This window comes from Nitrincola schmidtii, assembly GCF_008973715.1.
In the GTDB taxonomy this organism is placed as follows: Bacteria; Pseudomonadota; Gammaproteobacteria; order Pseudomonadales; family Balneatricaceae; genus Nitrincola; species Nitrincola schmidtii.
Map to the genome: position 1 here is coordinate 257,280 of NZ_WBOL01000001.1, position 25,281 is coordinate 282,560.

Here is a 25,281-nt window from a genome sequence, read left to right on the forward strand (position 1 = left end):
GAATCAAACAAAATGACTCTGCCCCGAGGCCAAACCTAATGCATTACGGCTTTAATTGTGCAGATAGACGTAAGAGAACCTCTCTACTAAGCAGACTTTTTTTACTTCTGTGCCTAGTGTTTTCTGCTTGTGTTAGTTTGCCTGTTTTTGCAGCAAGTGAAACCGTTAAAATCGGTGTATTAAGTCTTCGTGGTCATCAAATGGCGGAACTGTCATGGGAAGGCATGGTTAATCACCTAAATCGCTCTTTACCTGATTACGAGTTTATCTTGGTTCCGCTAGCCTTCGATGAGATTAACTTAGCAACCCGACAGCGCAGCGTTGACTTTATTATTGCCAACTCATCGATCTTTATCACGCTGGAATCTCGTTACAACGCCAGTGCCATCGCTACACTCTACACCCGAACCGCTTCAGGTACTCCGGTTAACAGTTTTGGTGGTGTGATCATTTCACGAGTCGATAATCAGTCTGTGACGTTAATCAATGACCTGAAAGGCAAACGTATTGCCGCTGTCGATGAAACGTCATTTGGCGGTTGGCAAACAGGTTTAAGAGAAATCCTTAATCAAGGAATTACACCGTCTCAGTTTAGATCCCTAACCTTTATGGGCACACACGACGCTGTCGTCGAAGCAGTGATCGCACAAGAAGCGGATGCGGGCTTTGTCAGAACGGGCACGCTTGAAAAAATGGCCGGTGAAGGAAAACTGCAATTAAGCGATATTTATGTCATTGCAGAAAGGCATTTAAGCTATTTCCCTTACAGAGTGAGTACTCGACTCTACCCCGAATGGCCGCTAGCCAAACTTGCTCATGTATCTGAAGATTTAGCGTTAGAGGTTGCTTTGGCTTTATTTACCATGCCTGAAGCAAACATGCTGTATCACTCACCTTATGGCGCAGGCTGGGGATTACCACAAAATTATCAGCCCATACATGGACTTTTACGCGAACTAAAACTTGAGCCTTATGATGATGTAGCCCATCAACCCTTCCCTGAAGCACTGAAAGCCTACTGGCATTATCTGTTAATTACCTTGTTATCCTTCATTACCGGTATGATGTTTATTGCCTACGTGATACGAATTAATCGTCGACTTCATCATCATCAACAGAAACTCAGTCATTTAAATACCGAACTTGAGGATCGTGTTAGTAAACGTACGTTACAAATTGAATCCTTACTCGAACACGAGCAATACCTTAGAGGGATTGTGCAAACCGTAGCGGATGTTAACCAAATCATTATCACCTCAACGCATCGAATGGAGATGTTAAAGTCTGCCTGTGACCGGCTGGTGTCTCATCCTGAGTATCGTTTCGCATGGGTTGCTAGCCTTCGTCATACCGAACAAGGTGACTATATTGAGCGCTTAGTCAGCTCTTATGGCTCTACAGAGCAGTTGATAGCCTTAACGCAATCACCCGAGATGCTGGCTAAAATTCACCAAGCCATTTTACAGAACCAATTAATACAGATCTCTTCAAACGAACTGTCAGATGAGCGGATTGCTCCACTGGGTTTAAGTGCTGCCGCGTTTTTACCACTGCGTTCAGATGCCTTTTCTCAACCTATCGGCATGCTCTGTGTCTATACCCATCGTAAAGAGGGCTTTGAACAAGACGAAATCAGCATGTTAGACCAACTGGCAGGCGATCTTGGTTTTGCCATGCATGCATTTATCCGTCGTGAAGAAAGTGAACAATCAGAAGCCTCTCGTATCAGTAATTATGAAGAAACCATCCAAGCGATGGTCGATATGATTGAGAAACGTGATACTTATACCGCGGGCCACACTCGTCGTGTCGCTAAATACTCTGAGCTGATTGCCCGTAAAATGCAGCTTCCTGAGAATAAAATTCAGTGCTTAGTGAAAGCATCAACACTTCATGATATCGGCAAAATCATTATTCCTGATGCAGTGTTGTTAAAGCCCGGTCAACTGACACCCTTGGAGTATGAACTGATCAAACAGCACGTGGTAGTGGGTTATGAAACGCTGTCTGGTATAAAAATGTACCAAGATCTGGCTGAATTAATGCGACATCATCATGAGCGTTTAGATGGCAGCGGTTATCCTCAGGGACTAAAAGATGGTGATATTCCGTTATTATCTAGAATCATGGCAGTTGCTGATTCCTTTGATGCCATGACGTCTAACAGAATTTACAAACCCAGAAAAACCATTGAAGAAGCTATGAAAGAGTTACAAGCACTTGCTGGAAAGCATTATGATGTCGCTGTCGTTGCTGCTGCCGTCGATGTTTTGGCTAATGAAGACCTAAGTGATGTATCCAAGGAGGAACAACTCCCCGCTTCGGACCTAGAGAAACAACGTTTCGCTTACTTTTTCAATGACCAGTTAACAGGCTTACATAACGCCGAGTATCTTCACTTTATGCTACAACGGGGATTGCATGTGCACTTTCACTCGTTGCAGATGCTGCTGTTGAAAAACTTTGCTGAATACAACAGCAAGTATGGCTGGCATGCCGGCAATCAACTGTTGAAAGACTTCGCAGATTGGTTAGAAGTGAAGTGTCCAGGCGCTATGCTGTTCCGAGTGATGGGGGATGATTTTGTCATCATCAATCCACCAGATGGTTGGTTAAACGATTTTGATCTTGTCTCTAGCTCACCGCTGACAGGAACTCAAGTGGAAGCCAATATTCAACATTTCAACTGTGATGATGCAGGGCTATCCGCCCTGCAAGCTTATTTAAAATAAAGCCGATGTATCAACTCAACGCTTCCATTTCATCCTCATCAGCGGTATCCATATCGATCATTTTATAAGGGTGATCAGATGCTAATAGTTCCTTACCCTTCTCGGTTGGGAACTCAACATCAATATCCACCACACGTCCATCACGACAGACGTTGATGATGGTATCCATACACGAACTTAGCAAAGAGTATTTTTCATCCGGTGCCGCAATAATGGTTTGCAAACCTAAGTCGGTCATAAAACCAAGAGAGGTCACCGTGTTCTCTGAGTCCAGTTTGTTAAAGGCTTCATCGAATACCGACAAACTGAAACCACCCACAGGCTTACCATCACTGCCCTCTTTCAAGCGATAGGTCGCCCCCAACGCCGCTGCCATGGCAACATAGAAAGGCACTTGGTGCTCACCACCTGAACCGGTCTTGATACGCTGAGTCAGTGTGGTTTTGCGATTACCCTGTAGATCTTTCACCACCAACTCAAAGTTGTAGAAGTTACGGTAATCCTGAAGCAGTGTACTTTCACCTTCGTTCTTCAACACTTCATGAATCTTAGCCAAGGCATCACGGTGCCCTGAATCTTGCTCATGATTGATATCAAACAGTGAACCCACGTTTGCCTGATCCATGCGGGTGTATGCTTCTACCAGTTCCAGAATATCTTTCAATTCAGGGTTAGGCATCATCTCGAAGCTATACATCTCTTTGTGGAACGGACGATTTTTCAAGTGACTGTTAAGCTCACGGATCAACTCTTTAATCTTATCGATCTGATCGTTCAAGTGCGCCACGAAGTCAGAGCGGAACGCGGTTTCCGCTTCTAGGCGAGCACGTTCAGCCTTCTTGGTGTAAAGCGCAAGTTCAGATTCTTGCAGGGCCGTGACGGTTTCATTGACATACTTTTCTAAATCTTCATGGGTCGAGTCAGCACTGATATTGTCTAAACCACCGTGCGTCATGCCACCGCCATGATAGCGTGCTTTATATTGTGCTACGGCGTCACGAACACCGTTTTTCTTCTTCTCGTGTAACTGCAATTCGCTTTGTGCTTTTTTGGCGGCTTCAAAAATGACACGCTCCAGTTCGCCACCACAGCTCTCATCCAGATAATCACGCTTTTCTTGAGCAGATTGAGCATCGAAATTCGGATTTTCTTCACAGCGACTTCGCGATTGAGCATGTTCCGATAACTCTCTTTCCAACAATTCAAGTGAAGAGTGGTCTTTAATCATGCCGGTACGTACTTTCTGCAGCTTGTCCATTAAGGACTTTTGACGCGCTTCGGTATTCTTTTGTTGTTCAGCCAATTCTGCAATTCGATTTTGAATGCCGGAGTCATCATGGTTACGCAGGTCAACAATCGCTTGATGATAGCCTTCAATTTCACTGTTCAACTGATCGCGCTGGTTAGCTAAATCAAACACACGCTCGTTGACTTGTAACAAGCCTGAACCCAGTTGAATAAGCGCATCACGCAGTTTTTCCAGAGTTTCATGCTGTTTACCCAAGGTGGCAAATTCAGCAATCATCTCATCTACTTGTTTGCCTTGCAGTGCTAACTGATCACCTCGACGACGAATCCCCATAATGGCGCTGAGTTCGTTGATTGCGGTGGTCGAACCTTCAGACTGCAGCATGCAGTCATAAGTTAAGGCACGTTCATGGCGTAACAGATCGTTTTCCGTTTCTACCGCCATGACACCACCCAGGGCACGGTTCATGTACGCACGGGCATGCTCGTTGTCGGTTTCAACAAACTCAACCAAGGTGCCACGCTTCGAGCGGTTCAGCCACTCATCGGTCTTAGTGGTGTTGATAATACGACAGCCTTTAAGGTGACGACCTTTGCGGCGGTAAAGTGTAATGGCTTCTTTAACACGATCAGGTGAAACCACTAAGGCTTCACGACGAGCACCTAAAAAGGACTCTATGGCGATACGCCATTTATCTTCGGTGATGTCCACTAGCTCACAAATGGGCGTGGACTCTATACCATACTCTTTGAGCAAACCGATCAATTCACGCGTGGCGTGACGCACGGGGGCACGTCCCTGCTGCAACTGTTCGACGGCACTTTTTTGATTTTGAATCTGGGTGCGAATGTCATTAATGCGAATAACTGACTCTTCGTAACGACGGGCTATCGCTTTACGAACGGGATCAACCATCTCACGAAGTTTAGTCAGGGTGTTATCTACCTCTACAGGTGATTCCGGCCACATGCCACTTAGGGTGTTTTCACCGGTTCGCCATAATTGCACCGACTGCTGCACCACAGGACGGAAGTTTTCGGGTAACAACTCCAGTTGCTCTGAAAAACCGACCGTGGTGCGCATCAGGTTATAGACCTGCTGAATCTTTTCACGCACCACCGATACTTCGTGCTGGCGAGCAGAAATTCGAGATTCGAGTGCATTCACCTTGTGAGCTGAATCGGTATTATTTAACTCAGCACGCGCGTTGGCTAGATCTTGCAGGGTGTTATTCAGCGCTTCACTGTTTGCTTCTAGGTCTGCTTGAAGTGTTGCTTCCTGATCGGTGTAACTTTCTAATCGTTCAGCAGCTTCCTCTTTTTTCAGGTCAGCATGTTCAAAACGACTTTCGTGAACCACCCACTCATATTCAACCGAGTTTTTCACATTTCGAGCAATACCCTGACAAAGCTCCTGAACCTTCTCCAATTCTGCAATGCGATTGGCAACTTCTTGAGTTTTCTGCTCCATCGCTCGATACTCATCCAGCGATTTACGAAAGGCACCGACGTGGACAATGTTTTCGTCCAATACGAATTCACGAATAAAGCGCGTTGGACTGTCGATAGGGACGAACTTCAGCGCGTTTTTGAAGTTTTTAACGAACTTTTCATCATCATTCGGCATTTGTGCATCATGACTCAGATGCGTGACCATTTCTTTCACGAAACGGCTCGCGCGTTTCTCCAACACCATCTCTGGACACTGTTTAAGCAAGCTTTCACGCACTTCTGGCCAGGGTTTTGGCAAACGCCCACCACCCTGTTTGATGGAGAAATCATCAAGCGTGACAGAAAAGTCCGGCAAGATAAAACGACCGAGAATGTCCTCATCGGCACTGGCAGTCGAGGCACTGATCGCAATGCCGACACAACTTTCTTTGGCGGTTTCGGTATCAAAGAAACTCAAAGCCATATAGGTTAATGAGTCTTCACGAGCGTTCACTTTTTTGCCTAAGTCATCCAAGAAACCTAAACAGTAGGTACGCAATGAACGTTCAGACTTTTCACCCGCAGAGGCGTTAAAGCTAAGATTGCGCTTATGCCCTCCCATCAATACAGTTTGTATCGCGTCCAACAGTGATGATTTACCGGAGCCGTTTGGACCAACAATAGCAACGTTCCCCTTGATAGGAATCTCTATCGCACCCAATACATACCAGTTAACAAGGACAATACGGTTAAGCTGTTTCATCGGTATTCTCCTGTTCGGTCACATCGTCACCAGAATCAATATCGCACAGAGCTTCTAGCTGACCGATGTAGTCTTCAACCACCACCTGACGTATGACAGGGCTTATCTTTAATGGAATATTCTTGGGATCAGTTTCATCTGCTTTGCCACGCTCGACTAAACCATGACGGGTAAACAGTGACAAAATCTCTTTTAAGCGGGTTTCGTTAGGGATTTCTTTTCCGGTCAGGTTTTCATAAAGACGTAACAAACTATCGGTAGTGATGTAAGCCTTACCATCTTGGATCTCGAAGTTTTCTAGAGTTTGCTCATAAAGCTGACGTAAGCATAACAGCAGCAACGACTCATCCAAGCGTAACTTAAGCACGCGCTCATCACCCTGCGGAACCACGCCAATGTAGGCTTCATCCGGTTGATATATTAATGTCCAACCGATGGCTTCAAACAGGTTACGAAAGTAATCCACATGCGCAGAGATCAAAAAATAACTATCGCGATGCACAGGGCGATCAGCGTATAAAAATTGACTGACTAACAATAAGTTGGCTGCACGGGTAAAGTCTTCGGCCTCATATTTTTCGGCACGGGATAAGGCTTTTTGCAGATCTCCTAGCATGATGTATTCCTGTGAATTTCAAAACCACGACACTCCACCACATCATCGACACAAATATAGGTGTCATCAAATTCGATGCGATACTGACTGGCCACTTGCTTAGCTTTTTTGCCTAAGGATTGTAAGTGGCGGATGTAACTAAAACAGATGTAATCTTCCACTGATTCAATGGTGAACTCAGTAGCTTTAAGCGTTTGTCGATCACCAAAATGACGCGCAAGATAGGCTTCAATGCGATCAATTTTGACTTCGCGACGCTCTTTGTACTCTTTAAATAAACGACGTAATTCCAATACTTTGGGGTCAATTTCGATACGTGTAATCACTCGCGGTTTTGCTTCGACACGCTTACGCATCGGAGAACGAATACTGACCGGTGAAATAAACGCCACTTCATCCAGCGTTTTGGGCAATGGAATCCGAGTGCCTTTTTTCTGACCTAATTCGGCAATTAAACGTGATAAGCGTGCAGCCATACCTGGCGTAGTTTTATCCATGTAACGCACAGTATCCGCAACACGTTTTTCCAATTGGTAGCGAAAATCATCAATCGCAGCTAAGCGTTGATCAACCGATTCAAAGATACGAATAATTCGATTGATATGCTGATGAACCATGGCTTCAGCGCTGTCATAATCCAATTCATACTGTAATTGATAATGGTGGCTTAACTGTTCAATGCGCAACAAATCAAACTGCAAATCACGCAACATAGCGATAATTTGGCGACGATAGCGGAAAGGGTTGTTTCGTGTTTTGAGGGTTTTATAGTCAGAAACCAGAATTTGTTCTACGAAACGATCAAAAAAGCCACGAACAATTTCTTGTGGATTCTTGCTTTCAGATAGGGAGATTTTCATCTCACGCAATCCAAGCAGCATATCGGTCAAGTGAGCACTGAACTCAGCCGCCGTTTGAGCTGCCTCAGACAGCGTAATACCTCGACCCACTGGATCATTCACTGCCGCTTCTAACGAACTCAGGACGTTAAGTACCGCACCACCGTAGCTACGTTTTTCTAGGCGGGCAATCGAGACAAGTGCACGCAGCATATAGCTAACCGATGGGGTCAGTAACACATACTGGCGATAGATACGCTGTTCTTCTTCTAACCAGCCACACTCAACCAAGCGGCGATAAATACGATTGGTGTAATCGGCACTGGAGCGAGGCGGCTCAGCATCATCATCCCCTTCCGCTTCCCAACGACGCACACCGATACGCACCACAGCATTCTCTATGGTTGAGCGTACCAAGTCTCTGGGAATAAAAGGATCGATAAGATCTTCATCAAAAAAAAGATCTGCCAATTCCAGCAAAACCACCTGATAGATTTGGCGGTTTTGACCTGATAAGGGAAGAAAGATTGTATCCGGTAATTTATTGAAGAGCATGCAGATCCCTGATTTACGGTGCAGACAACCCAAACGCAGATTCTAGCGGAAATTTAACTGGGTTCATAACCTTTCATGGCAGAACCCTAAGATCCGTCAATTAAATGTTAAGCCTGCTTAGCTTGTTACAGTTTTGCCTGTTGTAGCTTTGAGTAGGTATCTAGCATTTTATGATGTGTAACAAAGCCTTTAAGGGATTCATCATGGGTACCAAAGTCATCAAACAGGCCTTCCCCTTTCAAGAAACCAGAGACCATTCTGATCATATCAGCGCCATAAATACGCTCTAAGACCGGTAAAAAGTCTTTTAGATCGCGCGACTCGTCCAATTCGATGGATAACAACTGATGTAAGCAACGATAGGTTTTATGCGCTTTAGGCGGCACTTGGGCAAATTCAAGCACCCATTCGCACAACTCTCGGCCCAGTGGAAGATCACCAGAGGCTAGCGCTAGGCGCATTTTCAGTTCACCCATTCTTAACCAAGACCAGACGGTTCCAGCATCGGGAGCCACTCCAATCAAATCTGCGACCAAATGCGTTTCTTCAAAATGTGCATCTTCTAGCGCATCTAACAGGTCAGCACACCCCTCTTGATCCAAATCACTTAACGCCAACAAGGCAGGACGCAACGCCATCGCTGCACTGTTATTTCGCCAAATGAGCTTATCGACTGGATAAACCTCTGACATACCTGGAACAATAATACGACAGGTATAGATTCCCATGTGCTCATAGTCCGCTATGTAGATATCCATATCGACGCGATGAATTTTAAAGCACAACTCTTCAAATTCAGCTTGGGTGTCGCCTTCGATATTCCATGGTGTATAAGGGTAATCGGTGGTGGCCGAGAACATATCCCAAGCCACCAACCCACTAGAGTCAATGAAATGAGTTAATAGATTTTCCGGATCAGCGGCGGCCTCGATGTCCAGTGTTGGAATCGGGAAATTCTTTAAATCATCCAGTTCGCGACCCTGTAACATCTGCGTGACGGCACGCTCAAGTGCCATGGCAAACTTAGGATGGGAACCGAAAGATGCGTAACAACCACCGTCATCCGGATTAATAAGGTTGACATTGACCAAGGGGAACTTCCCACCCAACGACGCATCACGCACTTCAATGGTATAGCCTTTATTTCTGAGTGCTCGGATAGACGCTTTAACTCTTGGGTGCTTAGCAATTTCAGATTCAGGAATCAATGGCAAGCTAATACCTGATGAGATAATGGTATTTTTAATGTGACGTTCAAAAATTTCAGATAACGCCTGAACCCTGGCTTCCCAAATCGTATTACCCGCAGCCATGCCATTACAGTCATACAGATTGCCAATGATATTGACGGGAAACCAGACAGTTTCACGCGTGCGTTGCATCACAAAGGGCAAGGCACAGATGCCTCGTGATGCATTGCTGGAGTTAATATCTATAAGCGCTTCTGGGTGTATCTCGTTGTTTAGGTCGTAGTGATTTCGTGTTGCTTCATCCAGTAAACCATCTGGCCATTCAGAGGATTTCACGGTAAACCATCGTTCTTGCGGGTAATGCACAAACTCAGACTTAGCAACCGCCGATCCCCAAAAGTAATCAGCAAAGAAATAGTTGGTACTTAAACGTTCGACCATTTCTCCCAACGCACTGACTAAAGCAGCCTCTCTGGTCGCGCCTTTACCACTGGTGTAAAAAAGCGGGCAATGACGATCATGAATATGCACAGACCAGACATGCGGAACAGGGTTTAACCATCGTGTTTCTTCCACTTCTAACCCAAACGCCAACAATGCAGCACTTAGGCGTTCAATGGACTCCTCAAGCGGCGCATCTTTTCCCAAAATCTGCGTCATTCATTATCTCCCAACTGCAAACCTGGCTGTATATAACATCAATAAAGTCACTACAGCTTCATCTTATTGATTGATCAAAGATTATACTTCAGACAACCAAAACAAAAAAATTTATATTTTTTTCAACAACAGTGTTGACGACCCCCGCCAAGATCATTAATATACGCGGCCTGAGTTGAGCGATTCCCTGATAGCTCAGTTGGTAGAGCAGTAGACTGTTAATCTATTGGTCGCTGGTTCGAGTCCAGCTCGGGGAGCCAAAACTTAGAAAGTCGGAGTGTAGCGCAGTTTGGTAGCGCATCTGGTTTGGGACCAGAGGGTCGGGGGTTCGAATCCCTCCACTCCGACCACTATCCTTTCTTAGCAGTTCGCAAGCATTTTCACATCCCGTGTAATACACAGCCTCAAAGCTTATTTATTTTTACGACTTCTCATTAAACTTCACCTATGGTGGGGCACAATTAGGGGCATTTCGTCACATATGCCTATCCCCCTATCCAGTACCCCCAAGCCGATTAAGTGCCCAGCTATGCGCGAGATGGATTGCATCTCACGGCTATCACTTACGACATACAACTACGAAGCGCAGAACCTCGCGACAAAACATACCGCTTAACGATTGGTCAGTTGCTAACTTCCTGAAAGGGTCATCCAGAACTTGAAATTCAGATAAATAAAGTCTTAACTTTAGCAAGGTGATGAGGGCAAGCAGAAAGTTAAAAACAGGTATGCCCAACAACATATTACCTTAGCGCTAATAGAAATATTGGCATAAGGTATGGATCTGAAGAATGACCACCTCAATAGGCATCATCGAAACTAACGTAATCAATCATGTAATTGTATTAATGAGAACTTAAATATGTACCTAATTAAGCTGATTTATGCAAGTCGATGTAAAAACAATCTTAACGATAAAGTTATTGATGATATTTTAGCATCAGCTTCACGATATAACTCGGCAAAGGGTATTTCGGGTATGCTTTGCTATGACACCAATTTCTTTTTGCAATGCCTAGAAGGGTCTCGTAGGACGGTAAACGAGCTTTACTCTCGCATACTGCATGATCCCCGTCATGAGTCGCCGGTCATTTTACAGTATGAAGTAATCTCGGTTAGAGATTTCTCTGAATGGGAGATGGCATACGTAGAACTGACCGAAGATAACAAAGAAAAACTATATAAATTTGGTCTAACGGATGTTTTTGATCCTTATTCGTTAAGCGGAGATTCTGCCAACCAATTACTCATTTCTCTTAAACATGATTTGTAAAATGGCGTGGAATGGTATTTTTCACTTAATCGCCGGATGTTGTCATGCGTTTCATAATCGGACTTTTCAAAACTATATGATGAAAAGGAACCGCCAGAATATGCATCGCTATTAATGCTAACAGAACGACCTTGAGAATATTGTGAGCTTGGGCCGCCAAGACCACATCACCAAACCAAGCCGCTAGGCCCGAAAGTGACATTAGAATCAGCACAACATAGAAGGCCACATGCACAATACGGCTGATCACTTTAAAAATGGCATGATCGTTTTCAGGTGACGCTGGTACTCCATAACGAACTCGTAACACCAATCTCCAGACCATAAAGATAAGAATTAGACTTCCACCGACAACATGAAGCAAGATTAATGGATGAAATGCAAAGTCTTCACCAGAGCGAATGGTATCCCAAGCACTGGCAATGGTATTTTTAAACAGGTATTGACTCCCGATCAAAATTACCACAATCCAGTGAAGGATAATTTGCACTTTTAAGTATCCTTGAGGGATGGTCTTCACATTCGACATAAACACACCAGCATTATAAATAATTAAAATAAATGAATCAGTTAATAATATTTAAATATTATTAACACTTAAGGATAGCTTGCCCAAATTCGTGTTTTATCGCTACCTTTTTCAAAAGTGAGAACATCAAAAGAGTCAACTCGGCCAGTTTCCATACCAGGCGAACCATGAGGCATCCCAGGAACTGTTAAACCGGTTACATCGGGTTTTAGATTCAATAACTTTTGTATGTCTGAAGCAGGTACATGGCCTTCAATTACGTAACCATCAATGACAGCGGTATGGCAGGAAGCAAGAATAGCTGGGATACCTAATTCAATTTTTTTAGTGTGTAACTGTGCTAAATTTGTTGACTCAACTTTAAAACCCGCCGCTTCAATATGATCAATCCAATCATTGCAACAACCACAGGTCTCTGTCTTGTATACTTTCATAACATTTGGGTCTGACAAACTATATTGGCTAAATATAATCACTGCTGTGACTATCAACAGCATAGAACCTGATAACAGAAATTTTTTCATGCTAGTCGACCTTTTACTCATGGTTGCTTCGTTAACAATGCTTAGTCTGAACTAGACTCCGAAAATTATCATTACTGACAAAATCTTCAATCAGACTTCTTGCAACTTCTGATGGTTTTAACCCTTCAGAAGCACATATTTTCTCAAACGTGTTTTTAACAGATGGTTCAATTAAAAAAGTTAATCGTGCGCTTTTGACTTCCATATAGCTCCAAACCTGAACAAAGACAGAATTAATTAATTCACCCTTAATTACCATCAAATATTACTGTAAATTGTCTGACATACAGATGACCTGAAGATTACATTTTTGTCATTTCGTCTTCACTACACTTCATAATTCACCTTCTATTTGCGCCACACATGTCACCGTGATTGAAATATAGCCAATAAGAGTCTATACATAGAGGGGTCGATACAATCAGTTTTGTATGGCTGTCCTTAAAACTTACAAGGAAATAATAATGATAAAAAAACGCCATGTAGGTGTGATCGCACCTGCATTATTTTTTATAGGACTTGCTGCACTTTGGGTCAGTAACGGTAAGGGAGTTATCAAAAATGATCCAGAAAACCACATTGCTATTCCCTCAGAACTGTTAATGCCCCTTCAAGTTCGTGCAAGCTATAACCATGAACGAATCTTTTTTCAATATCGTTGGCCAGCCGAACAACCTTCCTATTTGCATGATGTGTTCAAGTTTGAAGGTGGAAGCTGGAAACGTTATGGAGATGCAGTACCCGGTTCTGAACCTCATGGACTTCATGAAGATCGAGTTGCCATGATGATCGATGATGGAAGCATTCCTGATTTTGCCCGTTACGGTGGATACATTACGATTGGCACAGGATTGGCTGAAATGAGTGATGAGGCATCCAGTGATGAGGTTAAAAATCATCCCTACCTTGGCCAACAACGAGGACAAGACGGCGTTACAAAATATCTTCCCCAAACACGCAATTCTCCTGAATGGGCAGATACAGCAGATGCAGATCGCATCAAGCAACTCCGTGCTGCAGGTTACTTTTTAGATCTGTGGCATTGGCGCTCAGCCCGAGGCAATCCTCTGAATATTTCAGATGATCAACTTGTACATGATGTACGTGATGGCGATTCAGGGCGCAGTGCCTGGTTTACCAATTGGGATGCTGAAAACAACCAACCCCTTGTTATGTTCAATCCCGATGTTGCTGGTCATGCCGCGTTGAACTGGGACGTTATTCAATCAGGGCAACTGGATCCAAACTCTATCTATTACTTACATGAAAGCACCATGCAGCCTTTTGATCCTGATCATGAATGGCAAGAGGGTGATGTGCTTCCTCGCAGAGCACTGAGAACACCAGAAGGATCACGTAGCGACATTGCTGCCAATGCCTACTGGGCAGATGGCTACTGGAACGTATCACTTTCCCGAATGATGGATACCCAGGCACCTCTTGATGACAAAATTTTCGTTGATGGTGGTAAGTATTCAATTGCCTTCTCCGTTCACAAAGATGCAACCGGGGGACGCTGGCACTATATTTCTATGCCAATCTCTCTCGGATTAGGTCGTGATGCGAAGCTTTCTGCTTACAAAGAAACAGGCGAAGATCCACTATGGCTGCAGGATTGGCATGACGTAACGCTGTTTTATCCGGGTCAAGTGACATGGTCTCATCTGACGAGTAAAGCTCATGCAGGTAACGATGATATCGCTAAAAAAGTTCCTGCGATGGCATTTCATAATGAGGAGCAACTGGCTATTTATGGTGTAGAAAGTGAATTTAGGAAACCAATTCAACAGCAGTGGTATTTAACATTGTTCTCTGGATTGTTTTTATTCGCAGCCATTGGCCTGTTTTTATATCGCGGTGTTACACCTACGAAAGGAGTGAACTAAGATGACTGCTTATCATCATATCATGGCGCACTTTCCTATTGCCTTGCTTCTAATTTCAACACTATTCATGTTGTTAAGAATCATCAGTAACCATTCAACCCTTGTATCCCTTGAAAAGTCGGTTCCTGGTTTATTAGTTTTTGGGTTATTGGGCAGCATTGCCGCTTTTATAACCGGTATGATTTTGTGGCCTTTAGAGGCTTCTTTATCATCGCCTATGGCTAAAAATAAAATATTATTTTCGGCGTGGGCTATGATGGCATGGTTAAGCGTAGCAGTTGTTCGGATTCGCGCAGGGAGCGACTTATGGCAGAGTCAGCTGAAATGGCCTGTGATGTTATTAGCGATCATTGCTGCAGGGTTACTGAGCGTATCAGGGGCACTGGGTGGATACCTAATGGGGTCACCCTCTGATTTCTCTACACTGTTAAACCTTCTGGGTTGGAATGTTTATCAAACCTTTTACTCAGCAACTTGGGCAATCATCTTTGCAACGCTCGTTGGAATTATACTTATCGTGACGGGAATCGTTCGAAAAGAGCAATAACTGAGGGCGTCAAACTTGAGGGTCATCTCTATCTGGAACCCCTTTCGGATAGAGATGACTTCTTTAAAGATTAAACTAAATCGATACTTCGTCCGATTTCACAAAGATCATCGATAATTCCTATTAATATTCGTGCTCATTATGAGAAGCACTCGGTAAAGCTGGAACCCCTGTATTCGTTGATGATGAATGAGAACTCACCCTGTTATCATAGCCAAGGTGCCTAAAATTATTAGCCGATTTTAACCTAAATATTGAAACGGCTTGCGACAGATTACCTGCCTGCTCTTCCAATGACTCTGCCGCAGCCGCTGCTTCCTCTACCAAGGCTGCATTCTGCTGAGTGACATCGTCCATTTGGGTGATGGCTTGATTGACTTGCTCTATTCCTTGGCTTTGCTCGTCTGAAGCGGCAGATATCTCGCCCATCAAGTCCGTAACATGCTTAACTGAATTCAAAATCTCCCTCATTGAGTCTCCAGCTTCGCTCACCAATTTACTACCTTGTTCAACAATGGCACCTTCCTGTTTTATGAGGACTTGTATCTCTTTGGCTGCAGCTGCTGATCGTTGTGCTAACGTCCTGACTTCTCCAGCGACCACCGCAAATCCTCTTCCTTGCTCTCCAGCTCTTGCTGCTTCAACAGCCGCATTCAAGGCTAAAATATTCGTTTGGAAAGCAATGCCATCAATCACGCTGATAATATTGGTGATCTTTTCAGAGCTTTTAGTCAACTCAAGCATTGAACTGACTGCTTCTTGGACTTTGCTTCCCCCTGCTTCGGCAACATTATTGGCTTGAACCGCTAAATGGTTAGCTTGACGGGCATTTTCAGCATTTTGGCGAACGGTGCTGGTGAGCTCTTCCATACTAGAAGCCGTTTCTTCAAGGCTGGATGCCTGCTCTTCGGTACGCTGCGAAAGATCTGTATTACCGGCAGAAATCTCTGTGGCTGCGGTATTTACGTTTTCTACTGCTGTATTAATCCGTTCTATCACATCTGAAAGTTGCTCTGTTGTGCGGTTAGCTGCAGCCGCTAAAACACCCAAATCACCCGGATAATTGCCTTTAACCTGTTCCGTTAAATCGCTTTCTGACAAGGCTTTCATAACATGAAGGATTTCACCAAAAGCGGTTTCTAACGCCTTCAATGTTTCGTTAATCATATTTTTTAAGAGCAGCATCTCACCGGTTGCTTCAGCTACAACACGATTAGAGAAGTTCCCCTTGGAGACATGCAACATCACATCAATGATTCCCGCCACACTGCCGTTAAGCTGCTGCATACCCATTGATGCATTTTTTAACATCCGTTGGTACTCACCCTTAACCTGACCTTGATTGATGGTGATACTAAATTCACACTCTTTGATGGCTTGCATGACTTTGGATAACTCACCCATCGTCTGACCTATCGACTCTGCACTCTGATTAATCCCTGCTTTCAGCAGTTGTAGATCACCTTTATAGTCGCCTTCAACACGAGAACCAAAATCACCATCGGCTAATGCTTTAACGGTTCTATTCGCTTCATCAAGTGCATTTTTCTGAGACTCAAGCAATGCGTTAAACGATTGAATAACTTGCCCTATCTCGTCTTTCTTTAGATAGTTAATGCGAATACTAAAATCACCTGTATTGGCAACGTTTTCGACAGACTGAACCAATACAGACAAAGGCCTGGTGATCCCACGTGTAATTAAAATACCTAGTGCAGCAGCCAATACCACGCCAATAAACATCGCAACTAAACTGACCACCTCTAATAAAACAGCATCTCCAATACTCTCCTCCACCTGCTGATTAGTGGCGTTAACATTAAGCGCAACTAATTCATCCAGTGCATTAAGCACAGCTTCTTGATAGCGACGCGTCTCCCCCATGGTTGCATCTGAAATACGCCTATGTAGGTCGGTCAAATACGCATTTGGGTTTTCACGCAGACGACTATCAAGCTCTTCATGTATTGCGGAAATCCTATTATTAGCTTCTACCCAAGCTGGAATTGTCTCTTTAAATACATTCCATGCTTGTTGCTCAGCAGGAGACTTGGGAAGTAATTCAAACTGTTCAGCAATGCTGCGATAGGTTTGCCGACTAGTTTGAATTAACTCATATTGTTCTTGCCGGGCAGATAAGTCTGCAACGGGATCCAATAACGTTCGATAGGCTCGAACGAGCTGATTCAGCGCAATTTGGATGTCGTAAACGCTTTGCACGGCAGGTAGACGTTGCTCACCAAAGTCACGGATAGTATTTTCGCTTTTTACGGCTCCAAAATACCCTAATCCTCCTAGAAAAAGAGCGATGATAGCGACGGCAGCAAAGCCAGCTGATATTTTTGCTTTTATGGTCATTTAATTACCTATGATGATTAGAATTCTTCCCACTCGTCTTCACTCGGTTTAGATCCTGGTGAATTTAGTCGAGATATTTTACGACTTGTGGGATGAGATGTTGGTGTTTTGGGAGCAGGATGACTCACCCTAGGTTGAGCAACCATTTTAGGTGCACGCTGTTGCACTAATGATTGCTGATCCAGCTTAAACACGGAAACGGAAGCAGACAGCGAGGCTGCTTGCTCTTCCAGTGATTCAGCGGCAGCTGCTGCTTCTTCAACCAATGCAGCGTTCTGCTGAGTCACATCATCCATCTGAGTAACCGCTTGGTTGACTTGTTCAATACCCTGACTTTGTTCTTCAGATGCAGCGGATATCTCACCCATTAAGTCAGTAACACGTTTTATAGAGTTCACAATACTCAGAATCGTGTCACCCGTTTCCTCTACCAAACGATTACCTTCTGCAACGATTGAAGTCGATTGATGAATAAGATCTTTAATCTCTTTAGCTGCTGCAGCCGAACGTTGGGCTAATGTTCTGACCTCACCCGCAACGACAGCAAACCCTCGACCTTGCTCCCCTGCACGAGCTGCCTCAACAGCTGCATTAAGTGCCAATATATTGGTTTGAAATGCAATGCCGTCAATTAAGGATGTAATATCTGAAATACGTTTAGAACTGTTTGCGATATCGGCCATGGTTTGAATGGTTTGCTGTGCTTTTAATCCTCCGCCTTCTGCCATTTGACTGGTACTGAGTGCTAATTGATTCGCTTGACGCGCATTATCTGCATTTTGTCGAACTGTTGACGTTAACTCTTCTAGGCTTGATGCGGTTTCTTCAAGACTAGATGCCTGCTCCTCAGTTCGCTGTGACAGATCGGTATTGCCCGCAGCTATTTCCTGTGCTGCAGTGTTGATTGCTTCCACAGAGGTTTTGATCTCTGAGATAAGTGAGTGTAGATCACCTACGGTGGTGTTGATCGCTTCTCTAAGAATTCCAAGCTGGCCTGGATAAGATCGTGTGATGGATTGAGTCAGGTCCCCTTTAGACTGCGCGACGACAACACGCATAATGTCTTCCATTGCACTGGCAAGTGATTGTATCGACATATTGATATTGTCTTTCATCAACAACATCTCACCACGGGCATCCACGTCAACACGGTGACTAAAATCACCTTCCGCCATTTTCTGCATAACTAAATTAATGGCAGAAACAACACGATCGATGCTAACTAGAGCAGACTCTACTAGATTGCGGAAATTTTCAGGCACACGTTCATCCATGCGTATATCAAACTGCCCTTCATTTAAAGAGCGCATCACCTTCCCTAACTCGTCCATCATAAACGATACACTAATAGCACTGGCATTGACGCCCTCACTCAGTGTTTTTAAATCACCTTGGTATTCACCCTGCATACGCTGACTAAAATCTGCCGCTGCGATAGCCGCAACTGTTGTGTTAGCTTCCTTCAATGCACTATCCGTTTGTTTGAATAGGGTATTGAGCGCACGTGAGACATCATCAATTTCATCACGTTTATGATCAGGTAACGAAACATTAAATTGTGCTTTTTCAGACACTTCCGTGACGCGTTGCACAATAGACTTCAATGGCTGAGAAACACCTTTACGTACGATAAATTGCATAACAAAGATGACCGCACCCAATACAACGATAGCCAGAATCACCCAGAAAATAATTGCACTGGTAGCCGACTTAACAGAGGCTTGTCCCATATCAGCGAGGTAATCTGAAACCGTGTTTTCAAGGTCTCGAAGTGCATCAATGCGCTGTGTAGTCAATGAAAACCATTCAGTTGAGGTAACTGTCATCTGTTGATTAGCACCGTACCGCTCTTGAGCATGATTACGCATCTCTTGCACACGGTTGAACAGGTTAGAACCTTGGATCTGATTTAATTGATCACGAATTTCAGCCGGAACAATGCGTTGAAACTCTTTAATTTTACTATTTTGCTCTGCACCTAGTTCAATAAAGCGCGTAAAGCCAGCAACACTAAACCGACCTGATGCAAACCCAAGATTTCCCGTTGCACGTTCAAGACCTGCGGCTTCTTTTACTTCTGCGATTAAATGCAGTGCTCTTGAAACCGTTACAATGTCCTCTACTCGAATAGTGCCATCAAGGTATGAAATACCATGACCAATCGTACTGGTGTAGTAACCAAGCATGGAAGGAGGTTCGATTGTCAGGTTGGTCACCTGACCTCGAATAGCACCTAATTGTTGCAGTTGAGTAGAAAGTTGCTGTAGTTGAGTGACTTGATGTTCAGGAAGATTACTGAGATTGACCTGGTTAAGTGCACCCTGATAGACGTCTATCACTCTATCACTGTCGATTCGTTGCTGATCTAATGCCTGCCTGTTACCACCCCGAGAACCTATATATCCAGCACTTAAGCCACGCTCTTTTTGTAACTCATGAGCAACAGCCGATACGCTTTCACCCAATATAAGGGTCTGCTGCATCGACAACATGGATGATCGAGTATTGTTAGCATTGAAGACTTGCGCAGCTATACCTAGAGCAATGAGCAGTACCAGCAATCCGAAGGACAGGTTAAGTTTTTTAGTTATATTCATCTTTATTGCCTTAATAACTCACAGCTATTTTGTTTAAAACATATTTGATCATTTACAAAGTAAAGCACACTTGTCAAAAAATGGATCTGTCAGATTGAGAAAAATTAATTTCCAACACGACTGAATCTAAGCTTTATTTCATCTCACTCAACTTACTATTATTTGGTCTATCAGCCCCATTTCTTGACTGGTCATCAATTTTTCAATATCGACAACAATGGCCATGCGCTCCCCAACACTCGCCAAACCAATCAGGTATTGAGTATCAAACGTCGAACCAAAATCAGGAGCAGGTCTTATTTCTTCTGGATTCAGGGCGATAACATCAGAAACTGAGTCGACAACCATACCCACAATACGCTGACCCAAATTTAAAATAATCATCACCGTAAATTGATCATAGGTTGCATTACCCAGATGAAATTTAAGTCGCATATCGACTACCGGTACAATGACACCGCGCATGTTAATCACGCCCTTAATGTAATCCGGCGTATTAGCTATTTTTGTAACAGCATCGTAACCTCGAATCTCCTGAACTTTTAAGATATCTATGGCATATTCTTCTGAGCCAAGTGTAAACGTTAAAAACTCTTCTGTTTCTGTTTGCTTTGTCGTACTTTCTTCTACTCTTGTCATACCCCTACCTCAGCCAGTTCTTTCTGAAGATGCAACTTGGCTATTCATTTTAGCCAGTTTGTCTATATCCAGTATCAATGCCACACGACCATCACCCATAATGGTAGCGCCAGAAATACCCTCCACTTTGCGATAGTGGGTTTCTAAACTTTTGATCACTACCTGTTGCTGTGCAATGAGTTCATCTACAAACAACGCCACCTTTCCACTGCTAGATTCAACTACCACTAAAATACCCTTCTCAGGATCAATCACCTCTGGTTCTAAATTCAGAATTTGATACAACGCAATTAAAGGCAGATACTCACCACGAATCTGCACCACTCGGCCTTGACCAGAAACTGTTTTGAGTTGATCGTGAGTAGGTTGAAGCGATTCTAAAATGCGAGTCAATGGCATGATAAAGATCTCACTACCAACTCTGAGCGTCATGCCATCAAGTATTGCCAGTGTCAGTGGTAGCCTTAACCCTATAGTTGTTCCCTGACCTGCAACTGATTCGATCTCTACTTGCCCTTTCATTTCGGCAATGTTTTTCTGAACAACATCCATTCCCACGCCCCGACCAGATACATCCGTCACTTGCTGTGCAGTTGAAAATCCTGCCGCAAATATCAGCTGCCATACCTCTTTATCAGAAGGGTTGTCTGACAATGGAATGTTTTTCTCACGCGCTTTTGCTAGAAGTTTTTCTCGGTTGAGTCCAGCACCATCATCAATGATCTGAACCAAAATGCTACCACCCTGATGGCTAGCACTCATCGTTATCGTACCCTCTTCTGCTTTCCCTGCAGCTGATCGAACCTCTGGAGTTTCGATGCCATGATCAATACTGTTGCGTAAAAGATGCGTAAGTGGGTCTGAAAGCTTTTCAATCAGTCCTTTATCAAGCTCAGTCTCTTCACCGACTAACTTGAGGCGCACTTTTTTGTTCATTTTCTGTGTCAGATCTCGAACTAGGCGAGGAAAACGACCGAATACAAAATTGATCGGCAACATCCGGATCGACATTACAGACTCTTGAAGATCGCGAGAATTTCGCTCTAAATTTACTAAGCCTTCATGAATTGCTTCAAACTGAACAGGATCAAGGTGAGAAGCAGATTGGGCTAACATCGATCGAGTGATGACCAGTTCACCCACCAGATTGATCAGCTGATCAACTTTTTCAACACCAACACGAATGGAACTTTCAGCAGGCGCTTTAGCATTCTCTTGCTTCGTGCTTGACTTGACTGTGTTAGTTTTCTGCGCTGGAAGTTCTGACTCGTCTACGAAAAACCCAAAACCATCAGCTTCTTCCTTTATAGATTTTTCTTGCGCAGCAGGAAGAGTCTTCTCATCAACAAAAAAGCCAAAACCTTCGTTCTCTTCAGAAGATTCTATTGATGATATAAAGGCGCTTTCATCAGAAGTGGCATCAGAATCAGCTAATTCTAATAGGCGTAGACGCATTGTTTGAATTGAAGATTCATCAACCTCGTTTCCACTTTGATGAGCTTGAAGCATGTCATTAAGAAGATCGCAACACTCCAGAAATGCAGAAACCATTTGCTCTGTAGGATCTAGAATTTGTTTTCTTAACTTATCAAGAAGCGTTTCCAGAGCATGGGTTAACTCAGCGATATCACTAAAACCAAACGTACCACTTCCTCCTTTTATAGAGTGTGCAGCCCTAAAAATAGCGTTTAGCTCTTCAAGATTTGCATTCTTGATATCTAATGCAAGGAGAAGTTGCTCCATGTTACCGAGGTGCTCGTGGGCTTCATCAATGAAGACCTTATGGAATTGATTCAGGTCGATAGTCATTAACAGCCCCAGGGATGGAAATTCTGCACCTTTCAATGTAAATCAGACCATTTGTCGAATTGAACCAGAATCAACAACGGTTAGTGTAGATTTACTCATTTATAGTCATCTATAGTTTGAAACTAGACCACATCAATAACTGTATCTTAAGTAAGGCTTATCGTGTTGAAGTAATACACAAAAAATGGTTTTATTTTAGAATTTTTTCGAATAAGCTTATTCACATATTAAACATTAAAAAAGCTGATGCAACTGGATAAAACCATGCGGATACGCGTCATATAGGATTATGTAATTCGAGCATGTTTACATAACGATGTTGGCGCGAACACATTCTTAACTGACCTGAAGTCTAGGTCACATTTCTATGCACACAGATTTGATAGAGTTCCGTTTAAAATTAGCCTAAGATTAATCAACTAACTGGCTAAATTTATTTTTGGCGTCAATACACGTCATTTTGGAACCTTAATGATCGATAAAAGCGCCTGTAAGTCACATCTGTTTACTGGAATGCTTGTATTCTTGATTTCGCTTCTGTTCGGAAGCTATATCGCTTGGCAAATTCATGAGCACCACAAAAAGTCTGAAATGAGTGCCATAGAAGCGTTGTTAACAAGACATGGTATCCAGATAGAGCAACAAATACTCCAAGGTATGGCGGTAAATGAACTACTTGGTGTATTGATACGTTCTGATATAAGTCAGTTAGATAATTTTGAGACCATTGCAGAAAACCTACTGAGGATATCACCTAGCCTTTCTCACTTCAGTTTAGCCCCTAATGGTTTAATTGAAAGAGTTTTTCCTTTAACAGGGAATGAAGCAACCATAGGGTTTAACTTCCTTCAAGATCCAGAGCAAGGCCCAGATGCACTTAGAGCTAAAGAATTAAATCAACAATATATCAGCGGCCCTTTAAATCTAGTCCAGGGCGGCCAAGCCTACATACTCAGATACCCTATTTTTTTACATAATAAAATCAACACTGAACCAGATGGTTTTTGGGGCTACAGCAGTATCATTATAAAATTAGACACACTGATTGAGGTCTCTGGTTTTGATCTACTTGCTCAAGAAGGCATCAATTTTCATTTTTACCATCAGGCACCTGAAGCAAAGCCAAAACTGATATTTGCATCTCAAGGAGATCTTTTAAACGAGGTTGTCAAACATGATTTGCAATTGCCTAATGGCGAATGGTATCTCGTTGCATCTCCTGAAAATAGTTGGGTATCCAAAGGACATATCGTAATTGAATCCATTCCTATCTTAATTGTATCTGTTTTACTGGGCTTGTTTGCCATCCAACTACAACGTATTAAAGCCATGAACAATGGGCTTGAGAGAGCTGTAATTGATAGGACAAGAGAGTTACAGGTTGCGGCCATTGCTTTTCAATCTCAGAACGGCATCTTAGTGACTGACAAATACTATCGAATTATTAAAGTCAATCGGGCCTTCGAAAACATCACTGGATATAATGAAGCTGAAGTCATTGGTAAGAACCCTTCTATTCTTAACTCAGGTCGGCATGACAACGCTTTTTATAAAAAAATGTACACTGAATTACGAGACAAGGGCTATTGGCAAGGAGAAATATGGAATCGTCGCAAATCGGAAGAAATATACCCCGAACATCTCACCATTACAGCCATTAGAGATCAGGACGATCTGATAACGCACTTCGTTGCCAGTCTAGTCGATTTAACTGAATTAAAAGCTACTCAAGAAAAAGTCCACCAGCTCAAATACTTTGATTCACTGACCAATCTACCTAATCGCAATCAACTTAAAGAGATTCTGATCGAGGTCGTCAATGATAGCTATACAGATAGTGACCAAATCTGTGGTTTTATTTTGTTTCTGGATCTTGATCACTTCAAGCAACTCAATGATGCGCTTGGTCAAGCTACCGGAGACCAACTTCTTCTTCAACTTTCACAACGATTGAATGATTTCTTGCCATCAGTGGCGACACTGGCAAGACTTGGTAGTGATGAGTTTGTTATTTTAATACAGTTAACTGATAGTCATGAAAAACAAGCAGCTTCAGCGGCTGAAGAAATGTCAGAATCAATCATTCTCCAAGTGACTGAGCCTTTTATACTTGCCAATCAATCACATCGTATCACTGCATCTATTGGAGTCACCCTAATTAGATCTCAAAGTGATCCTGATGAAGTGTTAAAAGAATCTGAATTGGCAATGTTCCAAGCAAAATCGAAGGGTAGAAACTGCATTTACTTTTATGAACAAAGTATGCAGTCAAAGGCTATTCAACGATTAGAACTAAAGACGGAAATGTATGAAGCCATTCAGAATCAATCATTTGAACTTTACTACCAACCGCAGTTTGATGGCGCCTTTCAAATAAAAGGAGTAGAAGCGCTTATTCGCTGGCCACATCCAGCTAAAGGTATGATACCGCCAAATGAATTTATACCACTTGCTGAAGAGACAGATTTGATTTTGAAAATCGGCAAATGGGTGTTAGATACATCGTTTAGCCAATCAGTAAAATGGTCTGAAAACCCTCGCACGCAAGACGTTACTATATCTGTCAATGTCAGTGCGAAGCAATTTGCGCAGCCTGATTTTGTGAAGCTTGTTGAAGAAACCCTTCACTCAACGGGGGCAAATCCAAATAAAATACAGCTTGAATTGACTGAAAGTATGTTAGTCAATGATACGCAAGATATCATCGACAAGATGATTCAACTAAAACGACTTGGTCTTTTAATATCACTAGATGACTTTGGTACGGGTTACTCTTCACTCAGTTATTTACAAAAACTCCCAATAGACCAACTTAAAGTCGATCAAGCATTTGTATGGGATATAAATCCGCATGACCCACAACGATCATTAGCATCAACCATTGTTGCTATGGGTCTCAGTTTGGACTTAGAGGTTATCGCTGAAGGTATAGAAACAGCCGAGCAACTAGAATTCTTAAAAGGAATAGGTTGCGAGCTTTTCCAAGGATACTTGCTAGGTAAACCGATGAGTATTCAGGATATTGAAAACCTAGTCTTAACATCTATTTAAACGCCATTATAGATCAATAAATTGATTGATGGAT

Annotated in this window: 16 protein-coding genes and 2 tRNA genes; 7 read left to right on the plus strand and 11 right to left on the minus strand. The window is 43.1% G+C overall.

Annotated features, from left to right (window positions below; all coding sequences use genetic code 11):
* The first annotated feature begins 137 nt into the window (after window positions 1–137).
* A complete protein-coding gene (locus tag F7R24_RS01245) occupies window positions 138–2,732 on the plus strand; it encodes an HD domain-containing phosphohydrolase (protein WP_168926749.1) in 2,595 nt (864 codons plus the stop codon).
* Window positions 2,733–2,742: 10 nt separating this feature from the next.
* Here F7R24_RS01245 and F7R24_RS01250 read toward each other — a convergent pair whose 3' ends face one another.
* From F7R24_RS01250 to ycaO, 4 genes are all read right to left on the minus strand, one after another.
* A complete protein-coding gene (locus tag F7R24_RS01250) occupies window positions 2,743–6,174 on the minus strand; it encodes an SbcC/MukB-like Walker B domain-containing protein (protein ID WP_151669411.1) in 3,432 nt (1,143 codons plus the stop codon).
* Complete coding sequence (locus F7R24_RS01255) at window positions 6,161–6,790, minus strand: DUF4194 domain-containing protein (RefSeq protein WP_151669412.1); 630 nt, start codon at window positions 6,788–6,790, stop codon at window positions 6,161–6,163. Before F7R24_RS01255 ends, F7R24_RS01250 begins: the two co-directional genes overlap by 14 nt.
* Window positions 6,784–8,184: a Wadjet anti-phage system protein JetA family protein gene (locus F7R24_RS01260; protein ID WP_151669413.1), complete on the minus strand. Its 1,401-nt coding sequence runs from the start codon at window positions 8,182–8,184 to the stop codon at window positions 6,784–6,786. The genes F7R24_RS01255 and F7R24_RS01260 overlap by 7 nt, the downstream gene beginning before the upstream one ends.
* A gap of 125 nt (window positions 8,185–8,309) precedes the next feature.
* Window positions 8,310–10,034 carry a 30S ribosomal protein S12 methylthiotransferase accessory factor YcaO gene (ycaO, locus tag F7R24_RS01265; RefSeq protein ID WP_151669414.1) on the minus strand — a complete coding sequence of 575 codons (1,725 nt, stop codon included), beginning with the start codon at window positions 10,032–10,034 and terminating at the stop codon, window positions 8,310–8,312.
* Window positions 10,035–10,218: 184 nt separating this feature from the next.
* Between ycaO and F7R24_RS01270 the strand changes: the two genes are divergently transcribed.
* The 3 genes from F7R24_RS01270 (at window position 10,219) to F7R24_RS01280 (ending at window position 11,307) form a co-directional block, all read left to right on the plus strand.
* Window positions 10,219–10,294 (plus strand) — tRNA-Asn (locus tag F7R24_RS01270).
* 13 nt (window positions 10,295–10,307) lie between these two features.
* Window positions 10,308–10,384 (plus strand) — tRNA-Pro (locus tag F7R24_RS01275).
* 512 nt (window positions 10,385–10,896) lie between these two features.
* Complete coding sequence (locus F7R24_RS01280) at window positions 10,897–11,307, plus strand: BLUF domain-containing protein (RefSeq protein WP_151669415.1); 411 nt, start codon at window positions 10,897–10,899, stop codon at window positions 11,305–11,307.
* A gap of 25 nt (window positions 11,308–11,332) precedes the next feature.
* Here F7R24_RS01280 and F7R24_RS01285 read toward each other — a convergent pair whose 3' ends face one another.
* The 3 genes from F7R24_RS01285 to F7R24_RS14965 form a co-directional block, all read right to left on the minus strand.
* Entirely contained in the window at window positions 11,333–11,836 is a 504-nt protein-coding gene (locus F7R24_RS01285; RefSeq protein ID WP_151669416.1) for a cytochrome b, read from the minus strand.
* 68 nt (window positions 11,837–11,904) lie between these two features.
* The gene (locus tag F7R24_RS01290) at window positions 11,905–12,360 is read right to left on the minus strand and encodes a DUF411 domain-containing protein (protein WP_206057447.1); all 456 of its coding nucleotides are present in this window, start codon (window positions 12,358–12,360) and stop codon (window positions 11,905–11,907) included.
* A 31-nt stretch (window positions 12,361–12,391) separates the two neighbouring features.
* The gene (locus F7R24_RS14965; RefSeq protein WP_420812970.1) at window positions 12,392–12,619 is read right to left on the minus strand and encodes a hypothetical protein; all 228 of its coding nucleotides are present in this window, start codon (window positions 12,617–12,619) and stop codon (window positions 12,392–12,394) included.
* A gap of 205 nt (window positions 12,620–12,824) precedes the next feature.
* On the opposite strand from F7R24_RS14965, the gene F7R24_RS01300 reads away from it, so the two are divergent.
* Window positions 12,825–14,246: an ethylbenzene dehydrogenase-related protein gene (locus F7R24_RS01300; protein WP_168926750.1), complete on the plus strand. Its 1,422-nt coding sequence runs from the start codon at window positions 12,825–12,827 to the stop codon at window positions 14,244–14,246.
* 1 nt (window position 14,247) lies between these two features.
* Window positions 14,248–14,793, plus strand: coding sequence for a DUF2231 domain-containing protein (locus F7R24_RS01305; protein WP_151669420.1), 546 nt, complete (start codon window positions 14,248–14,250; stop codon window positions 14,791–14,793).
* A 123-nt stretch (window positions 14,794–14,916) separates the two neighbouring features.
* Here the strand turns inward: F7R24_RS01305 and F7R24_RS14870 are convergent, their stop codons facing one another.
* From F7R24_RS14870 to F7R24_RS01325, 4 genes are all read right to left on the minus strand, one after another.
* A complete protein-coding gene (locus F7R24_RS14870; RefSeq protein WP_151669421.1) occupies window positions 14,917–17,151 on the minus strand; it encodes a methyl-accepting chemotaxis protein in 2,235 nt (744 codons plus the stop codon).
* 17 nt (window positions 17,152–17,168) lie between these two features.
* Window positions 17,169–19,748 (minus strand): methyl-accepting chemotaxis protein, encoded by a 2,580-nt coding sequence (locus tag F7R24_RS14875; protein ID WP_151669422.1) that lies wholly within the window; start codon window positions 19,746–19,748, stop codon window positions 17,169–17,171.
* A gap of 147 nt (window positions 19,749–19,895) precedes the next feature.
* Window positions 19,896–20,387, minus strand: a complete 492-nt coding sequence (locus F7R24_RS01320) for a chemotaxis protein CheW (protein WP_151669423.1) — start codon at window positions 20,385–20,387, stop codon at window positions 19,896–19,898.
* A 9-nt stretch (window positions 20,388–20,396) separates the two neighbouring features.
* Window positions 20,397–22,196, minus strand: coding sequence for a chemotaxis protein CheA (locus tag F7R24_RS01325; protein WP_151669424.1), 1,800 nt, complete (start codon window positions 22,194–22,196; stop codon window positions 20,397–20,399).
* Window positions 22,197–22,667: 471 nt separating this feature from the next.
* Here F7R24_RS01325 and F7R24_RS01330 point away from each other — a divergent pair, with 471 nt between their 5' ends.
* Window positions 22,668–25,247: a bifunctional diguanylate cyclase/phosphodiesterase gene (locus F7R24_RS01330; protein WP_151669425.1), complete on the plus strand. Its 2,580-nt coding sequence runs from the start codon at window positions 22,668–22,670 to the stop codon at window positions 25,245–25,247.
* The last annotated feature ends 34 nt before the right edge of the window (window positions 25,248–25,281 follow it).